The sequence below is a fragment of the Pseudoduganella aquatica genome, from assembly GCF_009857595.1.
GTDB classification, from domain to species: Bacteria; Pseudomonadota; Gammaproteobacteria; order Burkholderiales; family Burkholderiaceae_D; genus Rugamonas; species Rugamonas aquatica_A.
In genome coordinates this window covers 35,247-60,635 of the sequence record NZ_WWCU01000034.1, presented here as the reverse complement: position 1 = coordinate 60,635, position 25,389 = coordinate 35,247, and the positions used below count along the sequence as shown (strand labels likewise).

Sequence of the window (25,389 nt, the reverse complement as noted above, 5' to 3'; positions counted from 1 at the left end):
ATTAAAGGAAAATCCATGCAGCTCAGCCCGACCATGCAGAAGTACATCCTCCACTGGGGCGAGATGGGGACGCGCTGGGGCGTGAACCGCACGGTGGCGCAGATCCACGCGCTGCTGTTCCTGGTGAATACGCCGCAGACCGCCGAGGACATTGCCGAAACGCTGAACGTGGCGCGCTCCAACGTGAGCAACAGCCTGAAGGAGCTGCAAAGCTGGGGCCTGATACGCGTGAGCCACGTGATGGGCGACCGGCGCGACCATTTCCTGGCGCTGCAGGACGTGTGGGAAATCTTCCGCGTCATCATCGAGGAGCGCAAGCGGCGCGAGATCGATCCCACCCTGACCGTGCTGCGCGAATGCGCCATCGAGGCGGAGCAGGACGCGCAGCTGGAAGACGCCACCCGCGACCGCATGAACAACGTGCTGGAGTTCATGGAAATGCTGGGCACGACCTACAACGACTACAAGAACCTGCCGCCCGCCACCATGCTGCGCTTCCTGAAAATGGGCGGCACCATGGCGCGCTTCCTCGGCTCGGACGACAAGGAAAAATAGCCATGGCCCTCGATCAATCCGCCGATAGTCCGATCGCGTTCGGCGCGCGCAAGGAGAGCGTCCTGCTGACAGGCGCCACCGGCTTTATCGGCCAGCGGCTGGTGGCGGCGCTGCTGAAGGACGGGCAGCGCGTGACGGTGCTCACGCGCTCGCCGGCGCAGGCGGAGACGCTGTTCAAGGGCGCGGTGCGCTGCGTGGAGAGCATGGAGGCGCTGGCGCCGTCGGAACGGATCGACGTGGTCATCAACCTGGCCGGCGCGCGCATCCTCGGCTGGCGCTGGACGGCGGCGCGCAGGGCGGTGCTGCGGCGCAGCCGGGTGGCGCTGACGGAGCGCGTGGTGGCGTGGATAGCGAGGGCGGAGCACAAGCCGCGCCTGATGCTGTCGGCGTCCGCCATCGGCTACTACGGCGTGCAGGCCATGGGCGACGAGACGCCGCTGGCGGAGAACGCGCCGCCGCAGCCGGTGTTCATGTCGCAGCTGTGCCAGGAGTGGGAGGCTGCGGCGCGCAAGGCGCAGGCGCACGGCGTGCAGGTGGCGTGCATGCGCTTTGGACTGGTGCTGGGCGAGCAGGGCGCGCTGCCGCCCATGCTGCTGCCTATCAAGCTGGGCATGGGCGGGCCGATGGGCGGCGGCAGGCAGCGCATGTCGTGGATACACGTGGACGATTTGCTGCAAGGGATGGCGCACCTGTGGCGCGCCGCAGCCGACGGCGGCGGCGTGCGGTCCGCGTACAACTTCACGGCGCCGGAGCAGGTGTCGCAACGGGAGTTCAGCCGCGCGGCGGCTGCGCTGCTGGGCAGGCCGTGCTTTATGCCGACGCCGGGTTGGCCGGTTCGGCTGCTGCTGGGGGAGCAGGCGGATCTGCTGCTGGAAGGGCAGACGGTTGCGCCTGAGCGCTTGCTGGAGGAGGGATTCCGGTTCCGCTATCCCTCGCTGCGCGGCGCGCTGGCCGCGCTGCTGTAAGGCCGTATCAGGCCAGGTCTTCCGGCTCGGGCAGCGGCTTCTGGGTGCGGCGCCAGCGTATCATGCCCACCGAGAAGGCGGCGCAGTAGCCTGCCACCATGCCCAGCACCGCAGCGGTGGCCGGGCTTTGCACGAATTCGGTTTGCGACATCAGGTTGGGCGTTTCCACGCGGCTGATCATGTACAGCTCCAGGCCACGGTACAGCATGCGCGCGGCGAACAGCATGAACACCGTGACGCCGATGCGCAGATTGGGCGTGAAGAAATGGCGCTTGCCTATGGTCTCGAAGCGCGTGCCTTTCAGCCCGAACACGCCCAGCCAGCCGCCCGCCAGCGCGCCCGCCGCCAGACAGGACAGGCCCAGCAAGTTGTCCAGCATGGAGAGCGCCAGCCACGCCAGCAGCACCGGAAAAGCGACAGCCGACAGCCAGTGCCGCCATACCAGCGATTCCTGCCGCTTGAGCATGCTCTTGATGCGCGAGTACAGTCGCCACACCAGCAGCGGTATCAGGACGAGCAGGGCTATCGTGGTCATTTCCATATCGGTTCTTCTCGGCGCGCAAAAACCACGATTGTAAAGCAAGGCCCGGGTGCGACATATTGATACATGCTGTTGATTGACTTTCAAGTTATCAGTAAGCAATATGATCAGTCCTCTGATTTGTCCACGAGATAATAATGACTGTACGGAACTCCCTGCTGCCGCTGGCCCTCGGCCTGATGGCGGCCTCGCCGTTTGCCGGCGCCCAGAACGGCGGCTATCAGCTGCCGCCCGCGCCGCTGCAAGCCATTGTTGACGCGCCGCGCGCGCCGCTGCTGAACCTGAGCCCGAAACGCAACCTGGCCGTGATGGTGGCGCAGCCTGCGCTGCCAGGCATCGCCGAAGTGGCGCAGCCGGAACTGAAGCTGGCCGGCCTGCGCATCAACCCGCGCACCTATGCCGCCAGCCGCTTCTCCTTCGGCACCGACCTGACCCTGCTGGATATCGAGACCCAGAAGGAAGCGAAAATCACCGGCCTGCCCAAGGGCGTGCGCGTAACGGAACTGGCGTGGTCGCCGGACCAGCGCTTCCTGGCCTTCACCCACACCAGCTACGGTGATGCCGCAGGCAAGGGCGCCGGCGTGGAACTGTGGCTGGTGGACGTGGCCGCGCGCAGCGCGAAGAAGCTGACCTCGCAGCCGCTGTCGGCCGTGTTCAGCCGTGGCTTCCAGTGGCAGCCGGACGGCAAGGGCCTGCTGGTGCAGCTGCGTCCCGCAGGCCTGGGCGCCGCGCCGGCGCTGACCGGCATTCCGTCCGGTCCCGCCGCGCAGGACAGCCAGCCGGGCGCAGGCACGCGCCTGATCCGCACCTATCCGGACCTGCTGAAGAACGAAGAAGACGCCAAGCTCTTCGAGCACTACATCACCTCCCAGCTGGCGCTGGTGGACCTGTCGGGCAAGACGCGCCTGATCGGCAAGCCGGGCCAGTACTCGCGCGCCTCGCTGGCGCCGGGCGGCAAATACCTGCTGTCGGCCAGCGTTTCGCGTCCGTATTCCTACATCGTGCCGGTGTCGAGCTTCGGCGAGCATATCGAAGTGCGTGAACTGGACGGCAAGCTGCAGCACACCGTGGCGAAGCAGCCGCTGCGCGAAGGCCTGCCGCCGGGGAACGACGCCGTGCCTCCAGGCCAGCGCAATATCAGCTGGCGCGTGGATGCGCCGGCAACGCTGGTCTGGGCCGAAGCGCAGGACGGCGGCGACCCGTCCAAGACCGCCGAGATCCGCGACATCGTCTACACCCAGGCCGCGCCGTTCACGGCCCAGCCTTCCGTGCTGGCCAAGCTGGGTTCGCGCTACGCTGGCATCGCCTGGGGCCGTGGCGACGTGGCCCTGCTCAACGAGCGCTGGTCCAAGACGCGCGCCGTGAAGCAGTGGAAGATCGCACCGGACCAGCCGGGCGCCGCGCCCGAGCTGATCTACCAGGGTTCCGCCGAAGACCGCTACAACGCGCCCGGCTCGCCGGTGATGCGCGCCGACGCGGCCGGCCTGCCGCGCCTGCTCATCAGCGCGGACAACTCCATCCTGCTGGACGGCCCCGGCGCCACGCCGGAAGGCGACCGCCCCTTCATCGACCGTCTGAACCTGACCACCAAGAAGAAGGAGCGCCTGTTCCAGAGCGCCGCGCCGTACTACGAGAACGTGGTGGCTGTGCTGAGCGAAGACGGCAGCAAGCTGCTGTCCACGCGCGAATCGCCGACCGAACGCCCGAACTACTACGTGCGCAACCTGGCGCAGCAGGGCGACGCCCAGCTGACCGCGCTGACGCATTTCCCGCATCCGCTGCCGCAGCTGAAGGACGTGCAGAAAGAGCAGATCCGCTACAAGCGCAAGGACGGTGTGGACCTGACGGCCACGCTGCTGCTGCCGCCGAAGTATGACGCCAAGCGCGACGGCCCGCTGCCCATGCTGATGTGGGCTTACCCTGCCGAGTTCAAGTCGGCCGAGGCGGCCAGCCAGACCACCGGTTCGCCGTACAAGTTCAACTCGGTCAGCTACTGGGGACCGGGCGCCTTCGTGGCGATGGGCTACGCGGTGCTGGACAATCCGTCCTTCCCTATCGTGGGCCAGGGCGAGCAGGAGCCGAACGACACCTATCTGCCGCAGCTGGTGGCGGACGCGGAAGCGGCGGTGGACGAGGTGGTGCGGCGCGGCGTGGCCGAACGCCACCGCATCGCCATCGGCGGCCATTCCTACGGCGCCTTCATGACAGGCAACCTGCTGGCGCACACGCGTTTGTTCAAGGCCGGCATCGCGCGCAGCGGCGCCTACAACCGCACGCTGACGCCGTTCGGCTTCCAGTCCGAAGACCGTCCGTTCTGGAAGGCGCAGGATGTGTACCAGACCATGTCGCCGTTCAATAACGCCGACAAGATCAAGGACGCGCTGCTGATGATACACGGCGCCGAGGACAACAACCCCGGCACCTTCCCGATCCAGAGCGAGCGCATGTTCCAGGCCGTGAAAGGCCTTGGCGGCACGGCGCGCCTGGTGATGCTGCCGAACGAGTCGCACGCCTACCGCGCACGCGAGTCCATCATGCAGATGCTGTATGAGACCAACAACTGGCTGGACAAGTATGTGAAAGCGGCGAAGCCGTAAAGTACGAAGCGCCTCCGCCAGGGGGCGTAGAATGGGGCCATTGTTTACCTTCGGAGTGAACCATGGCCCCAGATTTCATCCAAGCCCACCGCGCGCCCGATCCGGCGCCGGTGGACGATCCCATGCCGGAACCGGCGCCATCCCATCCCCACCATCCGAATCCCCCCGTGCCGCAGGACGATCCGGTGCCTGACCACAATCCCAGCTAAGCTTAGTCGAAGGCCCAGGTGTACAGCACGTCGAGCGCGTTGTTGGTGCCGGTCTGGAATTGCAGGGTGATGCGCGAATTGAGCTTGTAGCGCAGCTTGACCAGGCTGGTGGCCGTGCCCGCGCCCTGCTCGAAGCTGAGGTAGGCGCGTGAAGACAGCCGCTTGCCCACCGTGACCACGGTGTTTTCGAGGCCTTTGGCCTGCGAACTGCCCGCGGCCTGCGACACGCCCAGTTCGTCCAGTCCCAGTTTGCCGGCAATACCGCCGCCGGTGCCGCCGAACAGCGCGCCGGCCGCCGTGCCCAGCAGCGCCATTTCATTGCCGCCCGCGTCCGCGATGCCATGCCCGAGCACCAGCCAGGACAGCTTGTCGCTGTCCGGCACCGTGGGCGTGGACACCAGCTTGGCCTGCGGCGACAGCGCGGTGCCGCGCACTTCCACGCCCGCCTCCACATTGGTCTCGGTCAGCTGTTCGCCTTCGGGACGCTTGCGCACGGCCAGGATGTTCAGGCCGGGGTTGTCATAGGCGCCGGTGAAATTGAGCACGCCGCGTTCGATGCTGAGATTCTGGCCGTAGGCCTTGTAGGTGCCGTTGTCCACGCGGATGCTGCCGGTCACGCGCGGCGGGCGGCGGTCGGCAATGCGCAGGTGGACGGTGCCGTTCAGGTCCGCATCCAGGCCTTTTCCTTTCAGGTGGAAGTCGTTGCCGAGGTCCGCTTCGAGATCCACGCTGAGCGGCATGGATTGCGCGGCGGCTGCTTTGGCGGGCGGCTTGCCGCGTCCCAGCACCACCACGTCGTCGCTGATGGTGGGGCTGTTGTCGGAGCCGAGTTCAATGCGGGCGCGGTCGGCTTTCAGTTTGCCGTCCAGCTGGAAGCGCTTCTGGTCGCGCACCAGCGTGGCCTGGCCGCTGAGGGCCAGCGTGCGGTCGGGGCGGGCCAGCACCAGCAGCTTGTCGGCCACCAGCTTGAGCTGCATGGTGGCTTCGGCATTGGCCAGCTTGACCCAGCCGTCCACCTGCGCGCGGCCTTGCTCGCCGTCGAAGGCGAGCTTTTGCAGATTGAGCTGGTCGCCGGCCAGCCTGGCTTGCAGCTGGCCGTTGCGCAGCTTGATGCCTTGCTCGGCCCAGTTGACCACCAGCTTGTCGCCGGTGATGTCGCCATTGAGCACGGGGGCGGCGATGGTGCCGCTGCCTGCGGCCGAGAGCTGCAGCGCGCCGTCCAGGTCCAGGCCGGGCACGCCAGTGAGTGGAGCGGTCCAGGCAATGGACGGCATGTCGACGCTGCCCGTCATGGTTAGCGCGCTGCCGCCGGCGATACGGCCGTCCACCAGTTGCGCTGTGGCGTCGATGCGGGCCTGGCCGGCGCGCGCGCCCTCCAGGCTGAGCTGCGTGCGCAGGGCGCCCGCTGCGGCGTCGGCGCGCAGCTCCAGCTGGCGCAGGCCGAGGGCGATGGGCTTGTCGCCGCTGGTGACGGTGATGTCGCCCGCTTCGCGGTAGATGCGCAGCATGCCTTCGATGTTGGCGAGGACGGGCGAGTTGCCGCGCGCGGCCGGAGCTTGCGCTGGCGCGGCGTTGGGCGCCTGTACGTCCAGCGCCCAGGCGGCGCCCAGCGTGAGGTCGCTCACCACATTGTCGCGCCACAGCTCGGACAGTTGCGCCAGGTAGCTGACCGGCACGCCGGCGGCGGAGCCTTTGCTGCGCCAGCGCGGGCCGGTCTTTTCCAGCGTGTCGATGCGGATGCTGCCGTCGGCGAGTTTGATGACGGCGTTCGACAGCGACAGCTGCTCGGGCTTGGCCAGTCCGCCCGCGCCGCCGCCCGCCGCGCCGGCGATGCGCAGCGCGGCGGGGGACTGCAGGGCGAGGGCGTAGCGGCCCTTGTTTTGCAGCGTGTCGATGGAGCCGGTCCAGACGCTGTCGTCTGCGATGCTGGTGCCACCGCCGTCGCCGCCGCTGCTGCCGCCGTGCATTTTGAGCAGCGCGTCGAAGTGCGGGTTGCTGGCACTGAGTTGCAGCGTGTGGGCGGCGCGGGTGCCGGTGGACTGGAAGCGCGCCTTGTCTATGCTCAGGCCCGGCGAGACATAGCCCGCCAGTTCCACGTCGCTGGCCAGCGGATCGGCGCCGCCGTAGCCGGTGCCGATGCTGGCGCTGGCCTTGATGCTCTTGATCTGGTGCGCAGTGAACAGGCGCAGGTTGGCGCCGTCCATGCTGAACGCCAGCGCTGGCTGCGCCATGGTGCCGGTGAGCGCGCCCGTGCCGCGCAGCACGCCGCCGAAGCCCGCGCCCAGCGTGGCCAGTTGCGGCGCATCGACCTTCCAGTCCAGGCGGTCGCGCGCGCTGCCGAAGCCGCCCTTGGCTTGCAGGCTGTTGGCGCCCAGGTGCAGGTCGATGTCGGTGTTGTCGATGCGGTTGTGGTCCGCAGCCAGTTTGGCGTAGCCGGACAGCGCGGCGCCGGACAAGGTGGAGGGCTGCAGCTTGAGGTCGAGCGCGGCGCGCCAGTCGGCGCCCAGTTTGCCGCTGCCGCTGAAGTCCGCGTTGATGCTGCCCGCCGTGTAAGGCCCGAAGGCGGCGGGATTGACGCGCTGCGCGCTGCCCGACACTTTCAGCTCGGCCTGTTTTCCCGCCAGCCAGGCTTCGCCCGCAGCGCGCAGCACGCTGTCCGGCGCGGGGCGCTTGGCGGCAGCCAGGCCCAGGCCTGTGGCTTCGGCGGTAAAGGTGCTGCGCGGCGCGGCGTAAGTTCCGCTGGCCACGCCGTTGGCGGCCAGGGCGCCCAGCAGGCCGTTGCCGATGGCAGACAGCTGGCGCGCATCCACGCGCCACACCAGGCGCTCGCCCGGCGCGCCGAAGCCGCCGCGCAGGTCCACGGTGTTCTGGCCCAGCGCCAGTTGGGCCTCCACGCCGCTCAGGCGCGCGGCATCCGCATTCAGCTTGCCCGCGCCAGACAGCGGCTGGCCCAGCAGGCGGCTGGCGCCGAGCTTGAAGCTGGCCGCCACCTGCCAGCCCGGCGCGAGCTGGCCGCTGGCGCTGATGTCGCCATTCAGGTCCGCCGCCGGCAGCGCGCCCAGCGCGGACGGGTCGAAGCGGACGATGCTGGCGCTGGCCTTGAAGGGCTGCTTGTCCTGCAGGCTGGCTTCGCCGCTCAGGTTGATGCTGCCTTTGCCCACGCTGAGGCGGGCTTGCTTGAGGCGCAGCAGCGCGTCGGCCAGCGTGGCCTGCGCATCCAGCCGCAGCCCTGCTTGCGCCAGGTTGACGGTGAGCGTTTGTGTTTTTCCGGTGCTGCCCAGCGCAATGTCGCCTGCTATTTTGGTGCTGTTGATGGCGCCGTGGATGGCGCGCAGGTCCAGGCGTTCGGTGCGCAGCTGGAAGGTTGCCGCGTCCACGCCGCCGTCCACCGCCACGCGCTGCACGCGGCCGCCGCCGGTGAACTTGCCCGCCGCGCCAAGGTCGACCAGCACCTGGTCTATGGTGGTGGCGGTGAGCGTGCCGCCCAGCTGGCCGCTGATGCTGCGCAGCGGCAGGCGGTGCTGGTCCAGCGGACCGGCCGCGCCCTGGTTCTGCACCAGCAGGCTGCCGCTGATGGCCTGGCTGGGCGCGATCTTCGCTTGCAGCTGCAGGTTCAGTTCCGCTTGCGGCCAGGCCGGATCGAACAGCGCCGGGTCGATGCCGCGTCCCTTGATGTCCGCAGCCTGCAGGATGATGGAATTAAAAGGGGTCAGGGTTAATTTCGCGTCGCCGGAAGCCTTGCCGGACGTGGCCTGCGCGGCCAGCTCGATCTGCGCCAGCGTGCCGCCGACCGCCAGCGCAAGCTGCGCGGGCTTGGCGCCTGCGGGCACGCCGGTGGTCTGGGTCAGGCTGGCTTTGGCGTTGAGCTGGAAGGGACGCTGCGCGCCCACGCTGCCGTCCAGCGCGACGCGGCCTATCGGCGTCATGGCGCTGGCTTCGCGCACGCGCCAGGCTTTGCCGTCTCCGTCCAGCTTGAGGCGGATGGCGCTGATGACGGTGCCGGTGCTGGCGTTGTCCGTGGCGGCGGCCGTGGGCAGCAGCGTGAGCTTGTCCAGCCGGGCATCCGCCACGCTCAGGCGGAAAGGCGGCGCCAGCGTGTCCGGCAGCTTGGCCGGCTCGCCGGGCTTGAGCGTCTGCGACACGGCGCTGGCGATGTGCAGTTCGCTGATGGCGATGCCTTCGCTGAAGTACTGCAGCGGCGACCAGTCTATGGTGATGTCGTTCGCCGTCAGCACGCTTTCCGGCGTGCGGTGAACGATGCGGTCGATATGCATGCGGCCGTACAGCGAGCCGCTCACGCCGGTGGCAACAATCTGGCCGCCGCTGGCGCTGGCCACGCGCTGCACGATCTGCTGCAGGGTGGACTCGCGGCCCAGCAGCCACACCAGGCCGGCCAGCAGCACCAGCAGCGCGGCCAGGCCGGTCAGCGTGCGGCGCAGCCAGCGGCGGGGAGGTGTGCCCGCGCCGTCTGCGCCGGAGTTGGGGGTAGTGATCTCGGCCATCAGAAAGTGAACCCCAGTGAGAAGTGCAGGCGCGCTTTTTTAACGGCGTGGCCATAGGCCGCGTCCACGTTGATCGGACCGACCGGGCTTTTCCAGCGCGCGCCCACGCCGTAGCCGGACTTGGGATGCAGGCCGGAGAAGGAGTCGGAAGCATTGCCCGCGTCGTAGAACACGGCCGCGCCCCAGGACGGCTTGAACCAGTACTGGTACTCGGCGCTGCCGGTGGCGAGGTAGCGTCCGCCCACGGTTGCGTCGCCCTTGCGCACGCCCAGTTCCTGGTAGGCGTAGCCGCGCACGGACTGGTCGCCGCCGGCGCGGAACTGGTAGATGGCGGGCACGCCGTCCTTCTGCTTGGACGCCAGCGCGCCCAGTTCGCCGCGCAGTATCACCGTGCTGCTGGCGCCGAAGGGGATATACCACATGGCCTTGGTGCTGGCGCGGATAAAGGGTTCGTCCGTCAGCAGCGGCAGCAGGGCGCCGCCGATCTGCCAGTTCACCACGGTGCCCTTGCTGGGGAAGAGCAGGTTGTCCAGCTTCCTGCGCGTGACCGAGTAGGTCAGCGGCAGGCTGGTGCTGCGCACATTGGGCTGGCCGGCCACGGTCTTCTGCTCGGTCAGCAGCTCCACGCCCAGGCTGCGTTCTAGCAGCGGCGTGCCCCAGGCGCGCTTGCCGGACACGGTGAACACCGTGGTCTGCTCGCCCGCGATGTCGCTGCGCTCGTAGGCGCCGCCGAAGCTGTCGCTGTAGCCGTCCGGCGTGACGGGGAAATAGAAGTCGCCGCGCGCGGTCTGCTTCTTGGTCTCCAGCGTCAGCGCGCTTTTCATCTTCAGGCCGAAAATGGCCAGGTCGTCGTAGTTGAGCGTGGCGCGGTTGCCTGTGTTGGTGCTGTAACCCAAACCGGCGCTGACGTTGCGGCGCTTGTTCTCCGTGACGCGCACCAGCAGCGGCAAGGGCGCCATGGGCGCGGCGGAGGGCGGCGCAGCGGGGGCGGCCGCGTCGGCGGCCTTCTCGGCCGCCGCCTCCAGCTGCTGGTCCAGGATGGCGCTCAGGTCGGCGCTCACCTCCACGCCGGCGAAGTAGCCGGTGTCCTGCAGGCGCGACTGGTAGGCTTGCAGCGCCGCTTCGCTGTAGTAGTCGCCCGGTTTGATCTGGTTCAGATTGGCCACGATGGAGGCCGGGTAGCGCTTCAGGCCCTCGATGCGCAGTTCGCCGAAGCGCAGCTCGGGGCCGCTGTCGAGCACCACGCGCAGGGCGGCGCTGTGCTGGTCCGGGTCCACGGTGGCCATGCTGTCGCTCAGCTGGGCGCGCGGGTAGCGCGTCTGCACCACCTGGCGCAGCAAGGCGCGCTTGGCCTGCTCCCATTCGTCCTGGCGGAAGATGTCGCCCTTGGGCAGCGCCCACGCGGCTTGCAGCGCGGCCGTGTCGAAGGGCGTGCCGCCGCTGCTGGCAAAGCCCTGCAGCACGATCTCCACGCTGCCCACGCGCACCGGTTCGCCGGGCTGCACGTCGACCACCACGGTGGGCGTGCCGCCTTCCGCGCCGGCTTCCGGCAGGCCGTCGATGCGAGTGCTCACCACGGGCGAGTAGTAGCCGGCCGTGGCCAGCAGGGTTTTCACTTGTTCGGGCGCGCTGCGCGCCATGCGCTGCAGCTGTTCGCGGTCGATGCGCGGATTGCCGCGAAAGCGCAGCAGGTCCAGATTGTCGGTCAGCAGGCTTTCCAGTTTGTCGGGAGCGTTCACGCGCACTTTGTACTGCATGCCCTGGGCCAGCGCGGCGCAGGGCAGGGCGCAAGCCAGCAGCAAGGTTACCCATGCGCGCTCGCCCATTGCTTTTGTGATGAGTTGTGCCAAAATTCGAGGTCCTGCCGGTTCTTTTGAGGGGAAAGCTATTCCGCATGTTACCGGATAGTCCCAAAAGATGGCGTACTACTAAGATTTACTGAAGGCAAAAAATGATCAAAACAGATGCGGCCCTGGTCCTGTTCAGCGGCGGCCAGGACTCCACCACTTGCCTGGCCTGGGCGCTGGAGCGCTATAGCCGGGTTGAGACCATCGGTTTCGATTACGGCCAGCGCCACGCCATCGAGCTGACCGTGCGCCCGGGCGTGCTGGCGGCGCTGCGCGCGCACAAGCCGGAGTGGGCCGCGCGGCTGGGCGAGGACCACATGGTGGACCTGTCGCTGATCTCGGCGCTGTCGAATACGGCGATGACGGAAGATATTGAGATTGTGATGCAGGAAAACGGCTTGCCGAATACCTTCGTACCCGGCCGCAACCTGCTGTTCATGACGGTGGCCGCCACGCTGGCTTACCGGCGCGGCCTGAACGTGCTGGTGGGCGGCATGTGCGAGACCGACTTCTCCGGCTACCCGGACTGCCGCGACGACACCATGAAGGCGCTGCAAGTGGCGCTCAACCTGGGCATGGATACCCGCGTCAAGCTGGAAACCCCGCTGATGTGGCTGGACAAAGCCCAGACCTGGACCCTGGCCGAACAGCTGGGCGGCGCGCCGCTGGTGGACCTGATCCGCTCGGCCACGCACACCTGCTACCTGGGCGAGCGCGGCGCGCTGCATGACTGGGGCTACGGCTGCGGCACCTGCCCGGCCTGCGCCCTGCGCGCGCGCGGCTATCGCGAGTACGCCGGCGGCGCAGCCGCCTGAGCAGGCAGCTGCGGCAGGCGCCGAGGGCTGCTTAGCGCTGCTTGCGGCGGCGCATTGCGGCCAGGCCCGCCAATCCCAGGCCGAACACGGCCAGGGTGCCCGGCTCCGGCACCGTTGCGGCATTGATGGTGATGTTATCCACGGCCAGCCAGTTGTTGTCGTTGCTCTGTTGGATAGTCAGAGAGGTCAAGTTGGTATAGCCGCTCAGGAGATAGGTATTGAAGTCGTTGCCGCCGGTCAAAATGTTGTTGCCGGTTTGATTCAGATTGATGGTGTTCGAGATGGTGCCTCCGTTCGCGTAGGTGCCGACCAGGGTTGCAGACGCGATAGGGCCATAGGTATTCCAGGCTTTCATGTCCAGGCTTTGTACCGAGAACGGGCTTGCTGTGGCGGCGCTCAGCGTGAAGCTGTTATAGCTCATCAGATAGTCGGTGCCGTTATAGGCGTAGGGGCTGGTGTCGCCGCCGGTGTAGCCGGTTCCCATATAAAGCAAATTGCCGCTTGAGGAGCTGAACTTGATATTGTTGAGTACGGTATTGTTGGCGCTAGCATAGTAACCAGCGGCTTTGCCATTGAAATCGATAACGGTGGCGCCGGCGGTGGCGGCGAAGGCGAGGGAGACAAGTGCGGCGGCGCTCAGGCGGATCAGTGGGGACATGTTTGCTTTCATAATGTTTGGAAATATAAATTACGCAAAAGCAAGTTGCATGCCTGAAAAATTTATTGTCTGAAATCAACGGCTTGCCCTTGTCCTCCTGATGGTGCACCCAACAGGTGTAAAGTTTTTCGACACGGAAAAGCTAAGAGTTTCCCCTACAATCGATGTCTGAAGGTCGATTGCAAATGGCAATACGGCATAGGCTATTGCCGAAAATCCACAATAGGGCGTTGCGCGTGGCGGGGCCGTTAACGTACTATCAACGGTAGCATTAGAAGCGCTGGCACTCCCTTTCACCGCCGTTTCTCCAGCGACAAGCATGGACCCTACCGTTCCCCGGCCCGAATCCCGCCGGCCGCTGCAGTACCTGCTGAACCCGGCCATCGTGGCGGGCCTGGTGTTGGGCGTGTGCCTGGGATCGACCTGGTGGCTATGGCGCAACGCCAGCGCCGACGCGGCCCAGGGCCTGCAGGCCGATTTCGACTTCCGCGTGCGCGAACTGGTGAACGGCATCGCCCAGCGCATGCAGACCTACGAGCAGGTGCTGTACGGCGTGCAAGGGCTGTACATCAGTTCCGATTTTGTCGACCGCGACGAATTCCACCGCTACCTGGACAGCCAGCACCTGAACCAGCATTTCCCCGGCATCCAAGGCGTGGGCTATATGCGCCTGGTGGGCGGCGCGCAGCTCGATGCGCATGTGCTGGCGGTGCGGCGCGACGGCTTTCCGGACTACACGGTGCACCCCGATGGCGCGCGCGCCCAGTACGCGCCCATCGTCTACATCGAGCCGTTCAGCGGCACCAATCTGAAAGCCTTCGGTTTCGACCCGCTGTCCGATCCTGTGCGTCGCGTTGCGCTCGAGCGCGCGCGCGATTCCGGCCTGCCGTCCCTGACCGGCCGCATCCGGCTGGTGCAGGAGGATGGCGGCGGCCCCGGCGCCGAGCAGGCCGGTTTCCTGCTGGTGCTGCCGGTGTACAGCAACGCGCAGCCGCAGCAGACCCTGGAACAGCGGCGCGCCGCGCTGACGGGCTGGGTGTATGCGCCGTTCCGCATCGGCGACGTCATGGCCGGCCTGGGCGGCGAGCGCGCCGCCAAGCTGGACGTGGAAATCTACGACGGCGACGAGCTGGCCGTTGCCAGGCGCATGTACGACAGCCAGCCGGGGCCGCCGCAGCCGGGCATGCGCCACACGGTGCAGAAGATCAGCCTGGCCGGCCACCGCTGGACGCTGCGCATCAGCGGCTTGCCGGGCAGCGGCGTGGGCGCTGAGCGCGACAGCAAAGTGCAGCTGATAGGCGGCGCCGGCGTGGTGCTCAGCGCGGTGCTGGCGGCGCTGGCCTGGCTGCTGGCGCGCAGCAGCCTGCGGGCGCGCCGCGCGCTGAGCCGGGCGCGCCAGCTGGCCGACGAACTCAAGGAGGGCCAGGCCAGCCTGCTGGCCATGGCCGACAGCGCCCAGCGCAGCCAGGCGGTGCTGCGCAGCATACTGGACTCCACGGTGGACGGCATCCTGGTCGACAATTTCGACGGCGCCGTGCTCAATTCCAACCGCCGCTTCCGCGAGCTGTGGAACGTGCCCGAGCACCTGGACTGGGCGCAGGACGGCGCGCTGCTGCTGCAGCAGGTGGCCGAGCAGGTGGCCCAGCCCAGCGTCTTCCTGGCGGCCGTGGCGCGCCGGCTGCGCGAGAACGACGTGCAGCACGAACTGCTGCATCTGCGCGACGGCCGCGTCATCGAGCAGTTCACGCGGGGCCTGAGGCTGGGCAGCGCGCCGGCGCGGCTGTGGTCCTTCCGCGATATTACCGAACGCACCCAGAGTGAAGTGCGCGAGCAGACCCGGCGCCAGGTGCTGGAGCTGCTGGCCACCGGCGCGCCGCTGCAGACCATCCTCGACAGCGTGGTGCGCGGCGTCGAGGACGGCCATCCGGAATTGCTCTGCGCCGTCCTGCTGCTGGACGAGGACGGCAGCCGCCTGCAGGTGCGCGCCGCGCCCAGCCTGCCGCCCGTGCTGTGCGCCGCCATGGACGGCCAGCCGGTGAACGAGCCGCAAGGTTACTGCGGCCAGGCGGTGCAGCTGGGGCGGCGGGTGATCGTGGCCGACCTGGCCGGCGATCCGCTGTGGTCGCAATACCGCGACGTGGCGCGCCAGGCCGGAGTGCAGGCCTGCTGGTCGGAGCCCATCCGCGCCGCCAGCGGGGCCATGCTGGGCAGTTTCGCCATCTTCCACCGCGCCGCGCAGGCGCCCAGCGTGGCCCAGCTGGCGCTGATGGAGCAGGCTTCGCGGCTGGCCGGCATCGCCATCGAGCAGGCGCAGGGGGCGGTGGCGCTGCGCGCCGGCGAGGCGCGCTTCCGCAGCCTGTACGACCACGCGCCGGTGGCGCTGTGGCAGCAGGACTGGTCCGCCGTGCGCGCCGCGCTGGCCGAGCTGGTGCAGTCCGGCGTGGACGACGTGCCCGCCTGGCTGCGCGCCAACCCCAGCCAGGTGGCGCGGCTGGCCGGCCTGGTGCGCATCACCGACGTCAACGCGGCCGCGCTGGCCCAGGTGGGCGCGCCGCCCGGCAGCAAGGACGCCTCCGCGCTGACCTTGGCGCAGAATTTCGACAGCGCCGCCATGGACGCTTTCGCCCGGGCGCTGGGCGCGCTGGCGCAGGGCGCCCACCTGTTCGCCTGCGAGGGCAGCTTCGAGCGGCTGGACGGGGTGCAGCGGCTGAACGAGCTGACCCTGCTGGTGATGCCGGGCCATACCAACAGCCTGGACTTCGTTATCGTGTCCACGCTGGACATCACCGAGCGCAAGCGCATGAACGACGAGCTGCTGGTGCTGGCCACCACCGACTTCCTGACCGGCCTGCCGAACCGGCGCGAGTTCATGGCGCGGCTGGACGACGAGCAGGCCCGTTTGCAGCGCGACATCAGCGAGCAGGGCGCGGTGCTGATGCTGGACCTGGACCATTTCAAGCGCGTCAACGACGAATACGGCCACGCCACCGGCGACGCCGTGCTGCGCCACCTGGCCGCGCTGATGCGCGACAGCCAGCGCAAGATCGATACCCTGGGCCGGGTGGGCGGGGAGGAGTTCGCGGTGCTGCTGCCGGGCGCCGACATGCCCGCCGCGCTGGCTTTCGCCGAACGGCTGCGGCAGCGCATCGCCGGCACGCCGCTGCAGGTGGACGGGCGCGCGCTGTCGGTCACGGTGAGCATAGGGATTGCGGCGCTGGACCCGGCGGATGCCAGCGGCGATGCGGCGCTGGTGCGGGCGGACAAGGCGCTGTACTGCGCCAAACGCGCCGGGCGCAACCGTGTGGAACAGTTTGCGCCCGGGGCGGCGTGCGAGGAGGCTGGCGGGCAGGCTTAGATGGCGGCGTGCGGGTCCATGTTCTGGTCCATCTTGTTCAGGCTGGCGCTGCGTTCGCGCTGCTTGCGGTTACGTGCCACGAAGAACCAGATGATGCCGGCAGGGATCAGCAGCGGCAGCATCAGCGGCGACATCACGGCGACCAGCACCACCGCCAGCAGCACCAGGCCGGCCAGCATCAGCACGCCCAGGCCGGCGAACAGGAAGCCCAGGAAGACCGCCACGCAGACCATGACGATGGCGCCGATCAGCAGGCCCAGGCCGCCGAAGGTGATGCCCAGCAGCACGCCCAGCGGGCCGTCGAATTCCTCGTCGCCCAGGTGGACCACCATGTCGCCAGTGTCGAGGGTATTCCAGGCTGCAATAAAGAGCAGGGCGATAAGAGCGATGGCGAGCAGTTTTTTCATTTCAGGTTCCCCGTAAAGTCGTGGTGGTGATGCGTGGTTGGTATGGTGCGACTTTACGGCTGGAGGGCGCGCCGGGCCACCGGATTGCGATGGAGCGCGGATTTCGCGGGATCAATGGCGGACGGAGGCGATAAGCTGCGGAATCGCCCCCGCTTGCAGAAAAAAGCGGCAGGGTTCTCCTTGAATTAAAGATATCGTTGCCTATACTGAATACCTATCTTGCACATGGAGGGCAATATGGCTTGGCTAGAACTGAGCGAGGGTCAATCGATATCCTCGGGATTCGGCAGTGCAATGCGCCAGCGTAGCGCGACTGAATTGTCGGGCGGACCCAAAGGGCCGCCGTCGGCGCCACCCACGATTCCGCCGATTATCATCAATCCCTACACCTACCATATGCCGGAACCGGCCATCGATCCGCGCCGCACCCCGCTGGGGCCGCCGATCGCCCCGCCGCACCGGCCCGCGATGTCCTTGTAGTCCCGGCGCCGCATGCACGGCGGGTTACGCTGCTGCGCAGCTAACCCGCCCTACGCCGAGCGGACTATCGTGGCTTGAACATGCGATCCGCACCTTACCCCACCGGCCCGCGATGTCTTTGTCGTCCCGGCGCCGCATGCACGGCGGGTTACGCTGAGCGGACTATCGTCGCTTGAACATGCGTAGGGCGGGTTAGCGCGGAGCGCGTAACCCGCCAGCGCCGTTAAAACGCGTGCCTGATGCCGAATGCCGCGCCCTTGAGCGTGGCGCCTGCGCTGACGCCCAGCGGATTGATGGCGAAGTCATGCACCGCATTGGCTTCGTTGTCCAGGCGCGTGTAATAGGCGTACAAGCTGCTGCGCCTGGACAGCGTGTAGTCATAGCCCACTGTGGCGTGCAGCGCCCCGGTGTCCGGCCCGCGCTTGATAAAGCCTATCTTCTGCGTGGAAGCGCCGCTGCCGTCGCCCGCCCGCGCCACGCCCAGCCTCAGGCCATGCGCGCCGGACTGGTGGCTGGCCGACAAATACGCCGCCTTGCGTTCCAGCTTGCCCGTGGCAGTCTCGTAGCTGAGCTTTTCAGCCACCACGGCCAGCCGCGTTTCGCCGTAGCTGCTAACGAACTTGTAGGCCGCCGCCAGGCGCGTGCCCTTGTCGTCGCGGCCCTTGCCCTGGTAGTCCTTGTGCAGCTCGTGCGCCAGCGCCGCATACCACGGTCCCTGCTCGTAGATGGCGGCCAGCGACGTGAGCGACGGCTTGGCGCCGCCGGCCGGGCGTTCTTCGCTGATGCCGTGCGCGGTGCGCAGCGAGAAGCCGCGCCACACGGGCGAATACCAGCTGATGCTGTTCTGCTGGCGCCGGTCGAAGGACGACACATTGCTCACATTGTCCACCGTGGAGCCGGAGCCATTGCCCATGATGCTCATATAGCCGGCCGTGGTGGGATAGAACGGGTCCAGCCCGGAAGTGCTGTTGTTGTAGGGCGTGGTCCAGTGGCCCAGGAAGACCTGGCCGAAGCCGCCTTCCAGGCCCACGCGCGTGTCGCGCGCGGCCGGGCTGCCTTCGCCGGTGTCCGGCGACAGCGTGCCTTCGATCTGGAACAGCGCCTTCATGCCGCCGCCCAGGTCTTCCGTTCCCTTGAAGCCGAACACCGAGCGGTTGTTCACTTCGCGGGTGATGCTGAGCGGTTTGCCGGCGGTGCCGGCCGAGGTCTCCATGGATTCCAGCGCTACGTTCAGGCGGCCGTAGACGGTGACGCTGCTTTGCGCGGCGGCCAGTCCGGGCGCCAGCGTGAGCGACAGTGCCATGGCCAGCGGCAGCGCCGCCGGCGAGTGGTAGGTTTTTTTCATTGTGTTCTTCCTTTAGCGGATGACGGACAGTTTTTCGCGATCCAGCTCGCCTTCCCAGCGCGCCATGACCACCGTGGCGACACCGTTGCCTATCATGTTGACGAGTGCGCGCGCTTCGCTCATGAAGCGGTCTATGCCCAGTATCAGCGCCATGCCGGCCACCGGTATCGTGGGCACCACCGCCAGCGTGCCGACCAGCGCGATGAAGGAAGCGCCCTGCACGCCGCTGGCGCCTTTTGACGTCAGCATGGCCACGCCGAAGATGGCCAGCTGCTGCAGGAAACTGAGTTCGGTATTGGTGGCCTGGGCCACGAACAGCGCCGCCATCGTCATGTAGATGCTGGTGCCGTCGGTGTTGAAAGTGTAGCCGGTTGGGACGATCAGGCCTACCAGCGGTTTGGAGCAGCCCAGCCTCTCCATTTTGGCCATCAGCGTGGGCAGCGCGGTGTCGGACGAGCTGGTGCCCAGCACCAGGAAAATCTCCTCCTTGATGTAGACCAGGAACTTGATGATGCTGAAACCGGCGGCGCGCGCGATCAGGCCCAGCACGATCAGCACGAACAGCGCGGAGGTCAGGTAGAAGGTGCCGATCAGGCGCAGCAGCGGGCCGAGCGCCACCACGCCGTATTTGCCGACCGTGAAGGCCATGGCGCCGAACGCGCCGATGGGGGCGAAACGCATGATGAAGCCGATCACGCCGAACACCGCCTGCGAGCCCATTTCGATCAGCTCCGTCACCGGCTTGGCGCGCTGTCCCATGGCCGCCAGCGCGAAGCCGAACAGCAGGGAGATAAGCAGCACCTGCAGCACGTCGCCCTTGCCGAAAGCGTCCGCCACGGTGGTGGGGATGATGTTCATGAAGAAGTCCGTGGTGCTCAGCGTCTTGGCCTTGCCCACGTAGTCGGCGACGGCCTTGGCGTCCAGCGTGGCCGGGTTGACGTTGAAGCCGTCGCCCGGGCGCAGCCAGTTGCCGACCGCCATGCCGATGAACAGCGCGAAGGTGGACACCAGCTCGAAATACAGCAGGGCCTTGCAGCCGATGCGGCCGACTTTCTTAATGTCCTGCATGCCGGCGATGCCGCTGACGACGGTGCAGAACACGATGGGGCCGATCAGCATCTTGATCAGCTTGATGAAGCCGTCTCCCAGCGGCTTCATGTCGATCGCCAGCTTGGCGTCGAGGTGGCCGAGCAGGATGCCGAGCGCGATGGCGAACAGCACCTGCACGTACAGGATGGCGTAGAAAGGCTTGCGGGTGCGGACTGCGGGCGGCAGCGCGCCCGTGCCCGGGCCGGTAGGGCTGGTGGTAATCATGTGTCTCCTCCAATACTTCGTCGTGTGCTTCGATCAAGGTCTAGCTTATTGTTTGCTACTTATTTTGACTGGTATGGCATGGCCAGCAGGATGCTGGCCGGGTGGTTCGTGTTGTTCTTCAAGGCCCTCTTTTCTCCGGGCGCCAGGCGCGCGGAATCGTATTGGCGCAGCACCTGTTCGCCGTCCTCGGTGGCGATGGTCACTTCGCCTTCGAGCACCACGTACAGCTTCTCCACGCCGGACGCGTCCAGCGTGGTGCCGCCGCCCGGCAGCAGGTGCGACAGCCCCAGCCACAGGCTGTCCGACGGTCCCGCTTCATGGCCCTGCAGGCGCAGGCAGTGCATGCCTGCGTGGTTGGGCGGGAAGTAGGCCGGGGCTTGCTGGTAGCGGGTGAGGTTCATGCCGGCAGCAGGTCGGATTGCGGCACGGGCTGCAGGACAACCCGTTCGCGCGCGCCGCCCAGCACGGCGCGGTAGCCTTGCGCGGCGTCCTTGAGGGCGTAGATGGTGTCCGCCAGCACGGGGAAGGGCTTGAGCGTGCCGTCGGCGAAGCCGGGCGCCAGCGCGTCCAGGATGCGGGCGCAGGCCAGCGAGTCGAGCGCCAGGGTGTCGATGCCGACGTAGGTGTGCTGGCCGCGGTAGAAGGCGAAGATGTCGAAGGGGACGGCGCGGTCTATGGTGGAGATGAAGATCTGGCGTCCGCCGGTGGCCAGCGCGGCGTTGGCCTGCTCGAAGTAGGGACTGCCGACGGTGTTGTAGACGATGTCCGCGCCGTGGCCGCCGGTCTTGTCGCGCACATAGGCGGCGATGTCCTGGGTGTCGGCCGCGATCATGTCCACCGCGCCGCTGGCGTGGCCGATATAGGCTTCCTTGCTGCGCTCCACCGCGAACACGCGGGCGCCGGCGCGGGTGGCCAGCTGGATGGTGGCCTGGCCCACCTTGCCGTTGCCGCCCATGACCAGCACCACGTCGCCCGCCTGCGGCAGTCCGGCGCGGCGCAGGCCTTCGTAGGCGGTGATGAAGGGCACGCCCACTGCGCCCGCTTCCAGCATCGATACGCTGGCCGGCTTGGCGCGCACGGCGGCCGTGTCCAGAACCAGGTAGCGCGCGTGGGTGCCGTCGCGGCGGATGCCTAGCTCGCCGCCGCTGCCCCATACTTCGACGCCCAGCAGTTCGGCCGGGCCGTCGATGACCACGCCGGCGTAGTCGCGGCCCGGCGTGCGCGGCCAGACGGCGTGCGGCATGGCGCCCAGCGCGGCCTTCACGTCGCTGGGGTTCACGCCTGCGCTGTGCACTTCGATGACGCACTGGCCGGGCTGGGCAATCGGGCGCTCGGTGGTGGACAGGGTGGGGGCCAGCAGGTCGATGCTGGCGGCTTTTTCGTTAACGCGGACGGTGTTCATAATGTCTCCTCGGTTGGTGTAATTACATGCTCAATATTTTTCGTGCTTCGGCTGGCGTGGCAACGGCGCCGCCCAGCGATTCAACGATCTGGCGCGCGCGCGCCACCAGCTCGGCGTTGTCCTTGGCCAGGCGGCCTTTGGCGATGTACAGGTTGTCCTCGAAGCCGACGCGCACATGGCCGCCCAGCAGCCAGGCCTGCGCCACCATGGGGAATTCGTGGCGGCCGATGCCGAAGCCGGTCCAGGTGGCGCCCGGCGGCAGCAGGCCGCGCGCGTAGGCCATGGTTTCCGGGCTGGCGCTGAACCCGTAGTGCACGCCCAGCACAAAGCTGAACAGGCCGGGGCCGGCCAGCGTGCCGTCGGCGATCAGGTCGCGCGCCAGGTGCAGGTCGCCGGAGTCGAAGATTTCGATCTCGGGCAGCACGCCCGCCTCGCGTATCACCTTGGCCATGCGGCGCACATTGGCGGGCGTGTTGATGACCACGTCCGCGCCGGAGTTCATGGTGTTCAGGTCCAGCGTGGCGATGTCGGGCCGCAGCGCAGCGATATGGGCCACGCGCTTTTCCGGCAGCATCAGCGTGCTGCCGGGAGCCGCAACCTGCGGGTCGTCCGCGCTGGGGATGAAGCGGCCGCCTGGGCCGGTGGTCAGGTTGATCACCAGCTCTCGGTTCTGTTCGCGGATGCGCTGCATCACTTCAGCGTAGTGGTCCAGCTCCATGGACGGCATGCCGGTGCGCGGATCGCGCACGTGGATGTGGACCACGGAAGCGCCCACGTCGGCCGCGTCCAGGCAGGCTTGCGCGATCTGGCGCGGCGTGACCGGCAGGCCCGGGTGCTGGTCCGGCTTGACGATGTTGCCGGTGACGGCGCAGGTGATGATGGTCTTGTTCATGTGCCCTCCTTACGCCGCGCCGAGGTGGCGGCCGCCGTCGATGCGGATCACGCTGCCGGTGGCGAACAGCAGCGTGGTGGCGCAGGCTTCCACGGCGGCGGCAATGTCGTCCGGCTGGCCGATGCGCTTGAGCGGGGTGGTGGAGGCCTGCTTGTCGTTGAAGGCGGCGTCGCGGCCCGGCACGAACTGGCTGTCCACCACGCCGGGCGAAACGTTGATGACGCGGATGTGCGGCGCCAGCGCGCGGCCCAGCGAGTTGGCCATGGTGTCCAGGCCGGCCTTGGCGGCGCAGTAGGCCACGTTGCTGCCGATGCCGGTGGTGGCGGCGATGGACGAGATGTTGACCACCAGGCCCTTGCCGGAAGCGCGCAGCAGCGGCGCGAAGGCGCGGATGGCGGCGAACGGCGCGCGCCAGTTGGCGGTGAAGATGGCGTCGATCAGGTCGTCGTTCAATGCGTCCAGGTCGGCGTGCGGCACCGGCTGCGTGAAGCCGGCCGAGTTGACCAGGATGTCGGCGCGGCCATAGCGTTCGCGCACTTCGGCGGCGGCGCGGGCCAGGGCGGCGCTGTCGGCCAGCTCTGCGTCGATGGCGCAGTGTTCGCCGAATTGCGGCGGGGGCAGGGCAGCGGCTTTGGCGTGGGCGTCGCCGCCGGCGCGGCCGAGCAGCACGATGCGCGCGCCCTGGCTGGCCAGGCGCTGCGCGCTGGCGTAGCCGATGGCGCCCGCGCCGCCTGCAATGATGGCCACCTGGCCCGCGAGTGGAAGTGGTATTGGCATGCTGGTTTCCTTATTTGATGGGCGCTTCGGGGAAGCAGCTTTCGCCCGCTTCCAGGACGAAGTCGTAATTGAGGGTGTAGTACTCGCCGGCGTCGCCCGCGTGGCGCACGAACTGCCCCACCAGCGGCTTGGTCACGCCGAAGGAGACGTCGCTGCCGAGGTGGTCGCAGTCGTCCGCGAAGACCTGGGTGATCAGCGTCTTGCACTGCGGGTGCGACACCATGAAGTGCACGTGGGCGGGCCGCATGCAGTGGCGATCCTGCAGGCGCAGCAGCACGCCCACCGCGCCGTGCGTGGGGACCGGGTAGCCGGCCGGGCGCACGGTGCGGAAGCTGTAGCGGCCGTCTTCTCCGGTGATGAAGTAGCCTCGCAGGTTCATGGCCGGCTGGTGGGCGTCCTGGTTTTCATACAGGCCTGCCGGCGAGGCCTGCCACACGTCGACCTTGGCGCCGCAGATGGGCTGGCCGTCCAGGCCGCGCACCTGGCCGAACACCTGCATGGGCGTGCCGGGCGTGTCGCCGCGCGCGATGGAATCGCCGTTGGCGCACAGCGGCGCGGCCGCGCGCCAGAAGGGGCCGAGCAGGGCGGCCGCGCTCTGGCCCTGGGTCTGCGGATTGTTGCGCAGCGCCACCAGGGTGGAGATGCCCAGCACGTCGGCCGCCAGCACCACCTCGTTGTGCACGTCGTTGGTCTGCTGGCCGATGTCGGTGACGAATTTGAGCACGGTGTCGAACTCGGCTTCGGTCAGGTCCACTTCGCGTATCAGCGCGTGCATATGGTCGACAAAGGCGGCCACCAGCTGGCGCAGGCGCGCGTCCGGCGTGCGGGCCATGGCGGCGTGCGCCACGGCGGTGACGGATGCTTCGCCGTCGATAATGTTGGCGGTGTTCATGTCCACTTGCTGTCTCCTCCTGCTTGTATTTGGTTATGCGAACGTTCGCATTGACTTGATAGTAGCAGAACAAAATGTGAATTCAAGCGTTGAGAGAAAATATTTGCGAACGTTCGCATAGATTTCTTGGTTTACGCTGGGAAGCGCGGGCGTGCGAAAATACGACATCGATTAGCGAGGGACGCGGGAAGTCTATGCAGCAGAAAAAGATGACGCTGAAGGGCCTGGCAGAGATTCTGGGGGTGCACACCTCCACGGTGGGCCGCGTCATGGACCCGGAAACGCGCCACATGGTGGGTGAGGAAGTGGCGCAGCGGGTGCTGAAGGAAGCCGCCAAGCACGGCTACCGCCCCAACAAGATGGCGGCGGCGCTGCGCACGCGGCGCTCCAACATCGTCGGCGTGATGCTGCCCGACATTACCAACCCGGTGTTCCCGCCCATCCTGCTGGGCATAGAGGACGAGCTGCGCAAGCACGGCTACGTGGCGCTGGTGACCAACGCCGGGGAAGACCCGGCGCAGCAGCGCTTTGTGGTGGACCAGCTGCTGGCGCGCCAGGTGGACGCGCTGATACTGGCCACCGCCACCCGCGACGACCCGGTGATCGGCCATTGCCTGGAGGCTGGCGTGGCGCTGGTGACGGTCAACCGCAGCGAGGACAGCAGCCGCGTGTCCAGCGTGGTGAACGACGAATACGCCGGCATGCGCCTGGCGGTGGAGCACGTGCTGGCGCTCGGGCACAGCCAGCTGGTGCACCTGGTGGGGCCGCAAACGCTGTCCACCGGCCACCTGCGCAAGGAAGGCTATGAACTGGCGCTGGCCGCGCACGGCGTGGCGCGCGACGACGTGCTGCTGGCCGAGTGCAGCGCCTACACGCGCGAAGCGGGCCGCGCCGGCTGCCTGGACGCGCTGGACCGCTACCCGCAGGCGACCGCCATCCTGGCCGGCAACGACCTGCTGGCGCTGGGCTGCTACGACGCGCTGCGCGAGCGCGGCCTGCGCTGCCCGGAGGACGTGTCGGTGGTGGGCCACAACGACATGCCCTTTGTCGACATGGTCAACCCGCCGCTGACGACGGTGCGCATCGGCCACCATGCGATGGGCGTGCAGGCGGCCCAGCTGGTGCTGCGCCAGCTGCGCGGGGAGGGCGGCGGGCAGGTGGAAATCCGGCTCAAGCCGGAACTGGTGGTGCGGGGCTCGACGGCAGTTCCCCGCAAGCGCTGAATTCGGCTATGATACGGTTTTTAACTGTATATATATCCAGTAAAGCGAGCTCCCATGACTGACGCCATGTTTGACGACACCCTGCTTTCCGACCAAGACCAAGACCAAAATCAGGACGAAGACGCCCTGGTCCAGGAAGACCGCCTATGGCAAGCCAATGGCTGGACCGCGCGCGTGATCAAGAACGACGAGGACGAAGGCTGGGCCGTGGCCATGATCAAGGACGGCGAGCCGGAACCGGCCCTGGTGGGGCCGTGGACCATGGGGCGCGACAAGAAAAACCCCAAGCCGCTCGACATCAACGCCTTCAACACCCTGGTCAAGACCGCCAACGAAGTGCTGCGCCGCCACGAGCAGCAGCTGCACGCCCAGCTGCACAAGAGCGTGCGCGTGAACACCGAAGGCGCGGCCTACATCACCGTCAACTTCGACATCACGCCGGACGAGGACGAACCCTACGCCACCCTGACCGCCTTCGACCCCTACGGCGAGGAGCTGGCCCAGGTGCGCGCGCTGCCGACCTTCAAACTCAGTGTGGCGAGCGCCACAGCGTGGATAGAAAGCGGCTACCGCCGGCCTGCCTGAACTGTTACCATTCCTGTGCTCAATTGCA

The 25,389-nt window shown here is 67.6% G+C and carries 20 protein-coding genes; 8 read left to right on the top strand and 12 right to left on the bottom strand.

All coding sequences use genetic code 11. The features are described from left to right. Positions 1-15: 15 nt before the first annotated feature. Both GTP77_RS23225 and GTP77_RS23220 read left to right on the top strand, forming a co-directional pair. Positions 16-555 (top strand): GbsR/MarR family transcriptional regulator, encoded by a 540-nt coding sequence (locus tag GTP77_RS23225; RefSeq protein ID WP_161074532.1) that lies wholly within the window; start codon positions 16-18, stop codon positions 553-555. A 2-nt stretch (positions 556-557) separates the two neighbouring features. Beyond that, positions 558-1,520, top strand: a complete 963-nt coding sequence (locus GTP77_RS23220; RefSeq protein ID WP_161074531.1) for a TIGR01777 family oxidoreductase — start codon at positions 558-560, stop codon at positions 1,518-1,520. Positions 1,521-1,527: 7 nt separating this feature from the next. Here GTP77_RS23220 and GTP77_RS23215 read toward each other — a convergent pair whose 3' ends face one another. After that, positions 1,528-2,061 carry a CcdC protein domain-containing protein gene (locus GTP77_RS23215; RefSeq protein ID WP_161074530.1) on the bottom strand — a complete coding sequence of 178 codons (534 nt, stop codon included), beginning with the start codon at positions 2,059-2,061 and terminating at the stop codon, positions 1,528-1,530. 137 nt (positions 2,062-2,198) lie between these two features. Between GTP77_RS23215 and GTP77_RS23210 the strand changes: the two genes are divergently transcribed. After that, a complete protein-coding gene (locus tag GTP77_RS23210) occupies positions 2,199-4,658 on the top strand; it encodes an alpha/beta hydrolase family protein (protein WP_161074529.1) in 2,460 nt (819 codons plus the stop codon). 62 nt (positions 4,659-4,720) lie between these two features. Next, a complete protein-coding gene (locus GTP77_RS30245) occupies positions 4,721-4,867 on the top strand; it encodes a hypothetical protein (protein ID WP_187358816.1) in 147 nt (48 codons plus the stop codon). Positions 4,868-4,869: 2 nt separating this feature from the next. On the opposite strand, the gene GTP77_RS23205 is transcribed toward GTP77_RS30245, so the two are convergent. Together GTP77_RS23205 and GTP77_RS23200 are read right to left on the bottom strand one after the other, a co-directional pair. Then, the gene (locus GTP77_RS23205; RefSeq protein WP_161074528.1) at positions 4,870-9,369 is read right to left on the bottom strand and encodes a translocation/assembly module TamB domain-containing protein; all 4,500 of its coding nucleotides are present in this window, start codon (positions 9,367-9,369) and stop codon (positions 4,870-4,872) included. Next, the gene (locus tag GTP77_RS23200; RefSeq protein ID WP_371869385.1) at positions 9,369-11,219 is read right to left on the bottom strand and encodes an autotransporter assembly complex protein TamA; all 1,851 of its coding nucleotides are present in this window, start codon (positions 11,217-11,219) and stop codon (positions 9,369-9,371) included. Before GTP77_RS23200 ends, GTP77_RS23205 begins: the two co-directional genes overlap by 1 nt. A gap of 101 nt (positions 11,220-11,320) precedes the next feature. Between GTP77_RS23200 and queC the strand changes: the two genes are divergently transcribed. After that, positions 11,321-12,031, top strand: a complete 711-nt coding sequence (queC, locus tag GTP77_RS23195) for a 7-cyano-7-deazaguanine synthase QueC (protein ID WP_161074527.1) — start codon at positions 11,321-11,323, stop codon at positions 12,029-12,031. A 31-nt stretch (positions 12,032-12,062) separates the two neighbouring features. Here queC and GTP77_RS23190 read toward each other — a convergent pair whose 3' ends face one another. Continuing rightward, a complete protein-coding gene (locus GTP77_RS23190) occupies positions 12,063-12,689 on the bottom strand; it encodes a PEP-CTERM sorting domain-containing protein (protein ID WP_161074526.1) in 627 nt (208 codons plus the stop codon). Positions 12,690-13,008: 319 nt separating this feature from the next. On the opposite strand from GTP77_RS23190, the gene GTP77_RS23185 reads away from it, so the two are divergent. Continuing rightward, on the top strand, positions 13,009-16,044 hold the full coding sequence (locus GTP77_RS23185) for a CHASE domain-containing protein (protein ID WP_161074525.1): 3,036 nt from the start codon (positions 13,009-13,011) through the stop codon (positions 16,042-16,044). Here the strand turns inward: GTP77_RS23185 and GTP77_RS23180 are convergent. The 8 genes from GTP77_RS23180 to GTP77_RS23145 form a co-directional block, all read right to left on the bottom strand. Continuing rightward, positions 16,041-16,451: a hypothetical protein gene (locus GTP77_RS23180; RefSeq protein WP_161074524.1), complete on the bottom strand. Its 411-nt coding sequence runs from the start codon at positions 16,449-16,451 to the stop codon at positions 16,041-16,043. The genes GTP77_RS23185 and GTP77_RS23180 overlap by 4 nt on opposite strands. 703 nt (positions 16,452-17,154) lie before the next feature. Next, positions 17,155-18,276 (bottom strand): porin, encoded by a 1,122-nt coding sequence (locus GTP77_RS23175; protein WP_161074523.1) that lies wholly within the window; start codon positions 18,274-18,276, stop codon positions 17,155-17,157. A gap of 12 nt (positions 18,277-18,288) precedes the next feature. Further along, positions 18,289-19,590, bottom strand: a complete 1,302-nt coding sequence (locus tag GTP77_RS23170; protein ID WP_161074522.1) for a dicarboxylate/amino acid:cation symporter — start codon at positions 19,588-19,590, stop codon at positions 18,289-18,291. Positions 19,591-19,649: 59 nt separating this feature from the next. Then, positions 19,650-19,991 carry a cupin domain-containing protein gene (locus GTP77_RS23165; protein WP_161074521.1) on the bottom strand — a complete coding sequence of 114 codons (342 nt, stop codon included), beginning with the start codon at positions 19,989-19,991 and terminating at the stop codon, positions 19,650-19,652. Next, a complete protein-coding gene (locus GTP77_RS23160) occupies positions 19,988-20,992 on the bottom strand; it encodes a quinone oxidoreductase family protein (protein WP_161074520.1) in 1,005 nt (334 codons plus the stop codon). The genes GTP77_RS23165 and GTP77_RS23160 overlap by 4 nt, the downstream gene beginning before the upstream one ends. A 22-nt stretch (positions 20,993-21,014) precedes the next feature. Then, on the bottom strand, positions 21,015-21,884 hold the full coding sequence (locus tag GTP77_RS23155; RefSeq protein WP_161074519.1) for a beta-keto acid cleavage family enzyme: 870 nt from the start codon (positions 21,882-21,884) through the stop codon (positions 21,015-21,017). A 9-nt stretch (positions 21,885-21,893) separates the two neighbouring features. Then, positions 21,894-22,661: an SDR family NAD(P)-dependent oxidoreductase gene (locus GTP77_RS23150; RefSeq protein WP_161074518.1), complete on the bottom strand. Its 768-nt coding sequence runs from the start codon at positions 22,659-22,661 to the stop codon at positions 21,894-21,896. 10 nt (positions 22,662-22,671) lie between these two features. Beyond that, the gene (locus GTP77_RS23145) at positions 22,672-23,553 is read right to left on the bottom strand and encodes a dioxygenase family protein (RefSeq protein WP_161074517.1); all 882 of its coding nucleotides are present in this window, start codon (positions 23,551-23,553) and stop codon (positions 22,672-22,674) included. A gap of 194 nt (positions 23,554-23,747) precedes the next feature. On the opposite strand from GTP77_RS23145, the gene GTP77_RS23140 reads away from it, so the two are divergent. Both GTP77_RS23140 and GTP77_RS23135 read left to right on the top strand, forming a co-directional pair. Further along, positions 23,748-24,776: a LacI family DNA-binding transcriptional regulator gene (locus GTP77_RS23140; RefSeq protein ID WP_229202313.1), complete on the top strand. Its 1,029-nt coding sequence runs from the start codon at positions 23,748-23,750 to the stop codon at positions 24,774-24,776. 54 nt (positions 24,777-24,830) lie between these two features. Continuing rightward, positions 24,831-25,361: a hypothetical protein gene (locus GTP77_RS23135; RefSeq protein WP_228894681.1), complete on the top strand. Its 531-nt coding sequence runs from the start codon at positions 24,831-24,833 to the stop codon at positions 25,359-25,361. Positions 25,362-25,389 lie beyond the last annotated feature (28 nt).

Coding starts and splice junctions, on each gene's coding strand:
- GTP77_RS23225 (WP_161074532.1), top strand. CDS start 16: ATGCAGCTCAGCCCGACCATGCAGAAGTACATCCTCCACTGGGGCGAG.
- GTP77_RS23220 (WP_161074531.1), top strand. CDS start 558: ATGGCCCTCGATCAATCCGCCGATAGTCCGATCGCGTTCGGCGCGCGC.
- GTP77_RS23215 (WP_161074530.1), bottom strand. CDS start 2,061: ATGGAAATGACCACGATAGCCCTGCTCGTCCTGATACCGCTGCTGGTG.
- GTP77_RS23210 (WP_161074529.1), top strand. CDS start 2,199: ATGACTGTACGGAACTCCCTGCTGCCGCTGGCCCTCGGCCTGATGGCG.
- GTP77_RS30245 (WP_187358816.1), top strand. CDS start 4,721: ATGGCCCCAGATTTCATCCAAGCCCACCGCGCGCCCGATCCGGCGCCG.
- GTP77_RS23205 (WP_161074528.1), bottom strand. CDS start 9,369: ATGGCCGAGATCACTACCCCCAACTCCGGCGCAGACGGCGCGGGCACA.
- queC (WP_161074527.1), top strand. CDS start 11,321: ATGATCAAAACAGATGCGGCCCTGGTCCTGTTCAGCGGCGGCCAGGAC.
- GTP77_RS23190 (WP_161074526.1), bottom strand. CDS start 12,689: ATGTCCCCACTGATCCGCCTGAGCGCCGCCGCACTTGTCTCCCTCGCC.
- GTP77_RS23185 (WP_161074525.1), top strand. CDS start 13,009: ATGGACCCTACCGTTCCCCGGCCCGAATCCCGCCGGCCGCTGCAGTAC.
- GTP77_RS23180 (WP_161074524.1), bottom strand. CDS start 16,451: ATGAAAAAACTGCTCGCCATCGCTCTTATCGCCCTGCTCTTTATTGCA.
- GTP77_RS23175 (WP_161074523.1), bottom strand. CDS start 18,276: ATGAAAAAAACCTACCACTCGCCGGCGGCGCTGCCGCTGGCCATGGCA.
- GTP77_RS23170 (WP_161074522.1), bottom strand. CDS start 19,590: ATGATTACCACCAGCCCTACCGGCCCGGGCACGGGCGCGCTGCCGCCC.
- GTP77_RS23165 (WP_161074521.1), bottom strand. CDS start 19,991: ATGAACCTCACCCGCTACCAGCAAGCCCCGGCCTACTTCCCGCCCAAC.
- GTP77_RS23160 (WP_161074520.1), bottom strand. CDS start 20,992: ATGAACACCGTCCGCGTTAACGAAAAAGCCGCCAGCATCGACCTGCTG.
- GTP77_RS23155 (WP_161074519.1), bottom strand. CDS start 21,884: ATGAACAAGACCATCATCACCTGCGCCGTCACCGGCAACATCGTCAAG.
- GTP77_RS23150 (WP_161074518.1), bottom strand. CDS start 22,661: ATGCCAATACCACTTCCACTCGCGGGCCAGGTGGCCATCATTGCAGGC.
- GTP77_RS23145 (WP_161074517.1), bottom strand. CDS start 23,553: ATGAACACCGCCAACATTATCGACGGCGAAGCATCCGTCACCGCCGTG.
- GTP77_RS23140 (WP_229202313.1), top strand. CDS start 23,748: ATGCAGCAGAAAAAGATGACGCTGAAGGGCCTGGCAGAGATTCTGGGG.
- GTP77_RS23135 (WP_228894681.1), top strand. CDS start 24,831: ATGACTGACGCCATGTTTGACGACACCCTGCTTTCCGACCAAGACCAA.